Annotated in this window: 5 protein-coding genes; 1 reads left to right on the top strand and 4 read right to left on the bottom strand. The window is 40.6% G+C overall.

Annotated features, from left to right (window positions below; all coding sequences use genetic code 11):
- Positions 1-341 (top strand): c-type cytochrome (locus AC1DG9_RS24645; protein WP_477635426.1); only part of this gene is annotated, 341 nt, incomplete at its 5' end.
- Positions 342-472: 131 nt separating this feature from the next.
- Here AC1DG9_RS24645 and AC1DG9_RS24650 read toward each other — a convergent pair.
- The 4 genes from AC1DG9_RS24650 to AC1DG9_RS24665 all read right to left on the bottom strand — a co-directional run.
- A complete protein-coding gene (locus AC1DG9_RS24650) occupies positions 473-1,432 on the bottom strand; it encodes a 2-hydroxyacid dehydrogenase (protein WP_288879494.1) in 960 nt (319 codons plus the stop codon).
- A gap of 3 nt (positions 1,433-1,435) precedes the next feature.
- Positions 1,436-1,921, bottom strand: coding sequence for a VOC family protein (locus AC1DG9_RS24655; protein ID WP_048905166.1), 486 nt, complete (start codon positions 1,919-1,921; stop codon positions 1,436-1,438).
- A gap of 35 nt (positions 1,922-1,956) precedes the next feature.
- Entirely contained in the window at positions 1,957-3,123 is a 1,167-nt protein-coding gene (locus tag AC1DG9_RS24660) for a mandelate racemase/muconate lactonizing enzyme family protein (protein WP_288879497.1), read from the bottom strand.
- Between the two features lie 6 nt (positions 3,124-3,129).
- The coding region (locus AC1DG9_RS24665; protein WP_477635427.1) for a TIM barrel protein at positions 3,130-3,861 on the bottom strand (732 nt) is incomplete at its 5' end.

The raw sequence follows: 3,861 nt of genomic DNA on the forward strand, positions 1-3,861 counted from the left end.
GGTTTGCCGGTTTGCCATCATCTGGATTTCCTCCAATTACAGGATCAAAATGGGTTACGGGAAATCAGGACCGCTTAATTAAGCTGGTACTAAAAGGCTTACAGGGACCAATTGAAATTAAAGGTAAAAAATATAGTGGACAAGTACCAATGACTCCTTTTGGAGGTATGCTAAAAGATGAAGAGGTAGCTGCGGTACTTACTTATGTGAGAAACTCATTCGGTAATCAGGCATCAGCTATTTCTCCTGCAAAAGTTAAGCAGGTGCGCAATGCAACGAAAGCTAAAACAGGTTTTTATTCTCCGGCTGAGCTGTTAAAACAACATCCATTGGAGAAATAGCCCCAGTAAATTAAACACTCGTTAATGCTCTCGTCATCTCGACGATAGGAGAGATCTCTCCTATCGTCGAGATGACGGTGTGCGATTTAAGTTTCAGAATGACGTAAACAGTAACAGAATGAAGATTACTTTCAAACGCGATCATTAAGCGCGCTAAAATTGAATATGCTTTTGGCATCTGCTTTTTCGCCTGTAAGTACTGCTACCACATTTTTCACGGTAAGCACACACATTTGCCTATATGTTGAAGCCGTAAGGCTTCCAGAATGTGGCGTAACAAGTGCACGGGAATGATGCAATATCGGGAAACCCGGAACAGGAGGTTCTTCAGGTAACACGTCAGCTGCAAACCCTGAAATCCTTTGCTTATTAAGTGCATTTAAAAGAGCTTCATGATCAATTAACGCGCCCCTGGCAGTGTTAATCAATAAAGAATCAGGTTTCATTAAAGCCAATTGTTCTGCTCCTATTATTGTACCTGTTTCCTTAGTAAATGGTAAATGAAGACTAAGTACATCCGATTGTGCTAACACCTCATCCATTGACAAATAGGTATATGGAAGATCCTGCTTTGATCTGCTCCAATACAGAACTTTCATTCCAAATGCCTCGCCAAGTTTAGCTACACGTTTGCCTATATTCCCCATTCCCAAAACACCAAGTGTTTTTCCATTTAACTCATCACCAGCGTATTGATTGCGCCAATTCCAGTTATCTTGTTTAACCTGAGCAACAGATTCGTACATGTTGCGCATCAGCATCAACATTAACGATAAAGTATGCTCGGCAATAGTTGCTGCATTTGAACCAGGTGCATTTATCACCATGATATTTCTGGCAGTAGCCTCCTGCACATCAACATTATCTAAACCAACCCCACACCTTGCAGCAACCTGCAAGGCTGGAATGGCTTCCATTAATGATTTATTTATTTGACCCTTACCACGGGTAATTACGGCATGAATCTCTTGATTTTTTAAAACAGCTGTTAAAGAAGCATCATCATATCCGGTAAATACGTTTACATGATCCTGAAGGATTTTTAATGCATCATCATCAATAGTTTCAAGCAATAAAACGCTCTTTTTCATTAGCTATTTATGATATAAGGTGGCATCATCAGATCTGAATCCTCTAAAATCATTTCTGTTTGAAACATACAAACCCTCTTCATAAAACTCATCCTTAAATATCAATGGATCTACTTCACCTCCCGGTGTCGAGGAAATTTCTACCAGGTTGCCTGCAGGATCGCGTACAAACATTTGCATGGCGCCATCAGGCAGTTGCCTAACCTTACCCCAAGGCTTAACGTCAATAACATTAAGTTCTTTCATGCGGAAGAAAATGCTGTTAAAGTCATCAACCTGTACGCAGATATGTCCACGGAAGGAAGTGGTATCTTCCCATTCGGAAAGATGTAATTGCTGTTCATCATTAAATTTAAAAAACATTACAGGGTAGTCGAACCTAAATGCTGCAAGTGGTTCTAAACCTAGTTCATTTTGATAGAATTCTCCTGCTTTCTCCAGGTTGTCTACAATTAGTGTAACGTGATTAATTTTTAGTGCACGTGCCATATGTAAAAATTTATAAATACAATTTAATTACCTCTTTAAACTTTCTGTTTGAATTCCTTTACGAAATCCCAGTTAGGTGTTAATCCTAAGCCAGGAGCTGTTGGAGCGCCAATTACGCCATCTTTAACTTCAATCTGTTCTTTTACCAACTCATACATCATTGGGTTTCCTCCTAAAGAAAACTCAATTATTGTTGCCGCCTGAGATGCGAATGCTACATTTAAGCCTGCCATAAAAGAAAAAGCCGATCCCCAGCAATGCGGAGCCAGTTCTAGCTGATTAACGCTTGCCAGATGCCCAACACGCATAGTTTCTGAAATACCGCCTATGATAGCAGCATCAGGCTGAATCACATCGAGCGCTCTTACTTCAAGCAGATCACGAATATCAAAGCTGGTGTATTCACTTTCTCCTGCTGCTATCGGAATAGCTGTCGAAGCTCTTACCTCTGCAGTTCCATGTCTGTTATCAGGACTAATAGGTTCTTCGAACCAGTACAGATTACAATCTTCTACTCCTCTGCAAAACTGTTTAGCCTCTGGCACACTAAAGGTTCCATGTGCATCAGCCATAAGTTTAATGTTTGGTCCTAAGGCTTTTCTGGCAGCTTTTACCCTATCGATACTATTCTGAACAGTTTGGTCCATAATACCAACACGCATTTTTACTGCATTAAATCCTTTAGCTACATAACCGTTTAATTGTGCGCCAATGTTTTCGGCATCTGCCCAGCCACCGCTTGCGTAAGCAGGCATCTGATCGCGACAAGCACCACCTAGTAAATCCATTACCGGAACACCGAGTGCCTTACCTTTCAAATCCCACAAAGCAGTATCTATACCACTCATTGCCGACACGGTAAGTCCTCTTCGTCCAAGAATTGGAAATCTGCGGCCTCTTGTAAGTGCATAATGATCACGTGTACCATTATACATTTCTTCCCAGATACGGTTTATATTTTTTGCGTCTTTCCCTATCAAAATAGGTTTAAGCTCATTTTCTATGCAACTTACAATTGAGGCGCATACGCCCGAGGATCCTACTGCTGCTTTAGCTTCTCCAAAACCCTGAAGGCCATCTTCTGTTGTTATCACAACAAGGGTCATATCAAAATTGGTTAGCAAGCCATAATCAGAAAAGTGTTGCTTTTCTTTCGGAATGGGACAGCGTAACCAAAACGCTTCTACATTTGTTATTTTCATTTAGGTTTATTTTGTGTGATTAATAAGGTTAGATAAGGTATCAAAAGATTTGCGTGTAAGCATGGTATAAAATTCTTCAGAAACTGAAGTACTGCCATGGTCTTCCAAAAATTTCTTTTGCTCTGGAGATAGATCTATTGGATTTTCATCAATAGAATTCGGATAAGGGTTGGCTGGAGTACGATCTAACGGAGCGCAAAATTCTACCGAAAGTACTTCATTATATCCTACCTCATGAAGTGTGTCAATTATTTTGCTCCAGTTCAAATTACCCATTCCGGGTGCCATTCTGTTGTTATCAGCAACGTGAAAGCCGATCAGTTTGCCTTTTGCTCTTCTGATGGTTTCGAACATATCAATCTCTTCAATATTCATATGAAAGGTATCCAGACAAACCCCACAGTTAGGCCCAACAGCTTGAGCCAATGCCAAGGCTTGATCTCCCCTGTTAATGAAATATGTTTCGAATCTGTTAATGGGTTCTATTCCAATTAATATACCCGATTGTTCTGTATACTCATAGACTTCTTTTAGAGAATCAACGGCCCATTGCCACTCTTCCTCTGGCCTGCCATCGGGAACTATTTTTCCGACAGTGCCAGGTACTACAGAAACCATATGTCCATCAAGCTCTTTTACCATTCGGACAACATCTTTTACATATTGCACCGACTTTGCCCTTTGGGCTTCATCTTTAGCAAGCAGATTACGATCCTCAAGCATTAAGGTAACAGACCC

The organism is Pedobacter sp. 05L430, assembly GCF_056397585.1.

Coding starts and splice junctions, on each gene's coding strand:
- AC1DG9_RS24650 (WP_288879494.1), bottom strand. CDS start 1,432: ATGAAAAAGAGCGTTTTATTGCTTGAAACTATTGATGATGATGCATTA.
- AC1DG9_RS24660 (WP_288879497.1), bottom strand. CDS start 3,123: ATGAAAATAACAAATGTAGAAGCGTTTTGGTTACGCTGTCCCATTCCG.
- AC1DG9_RS24655 (WP_048905166.1), bottom strand. CDS start 1,921: ATGGCACGTGCACTAAAAATTAATCACGTTACACTAATTGTAGACAAC.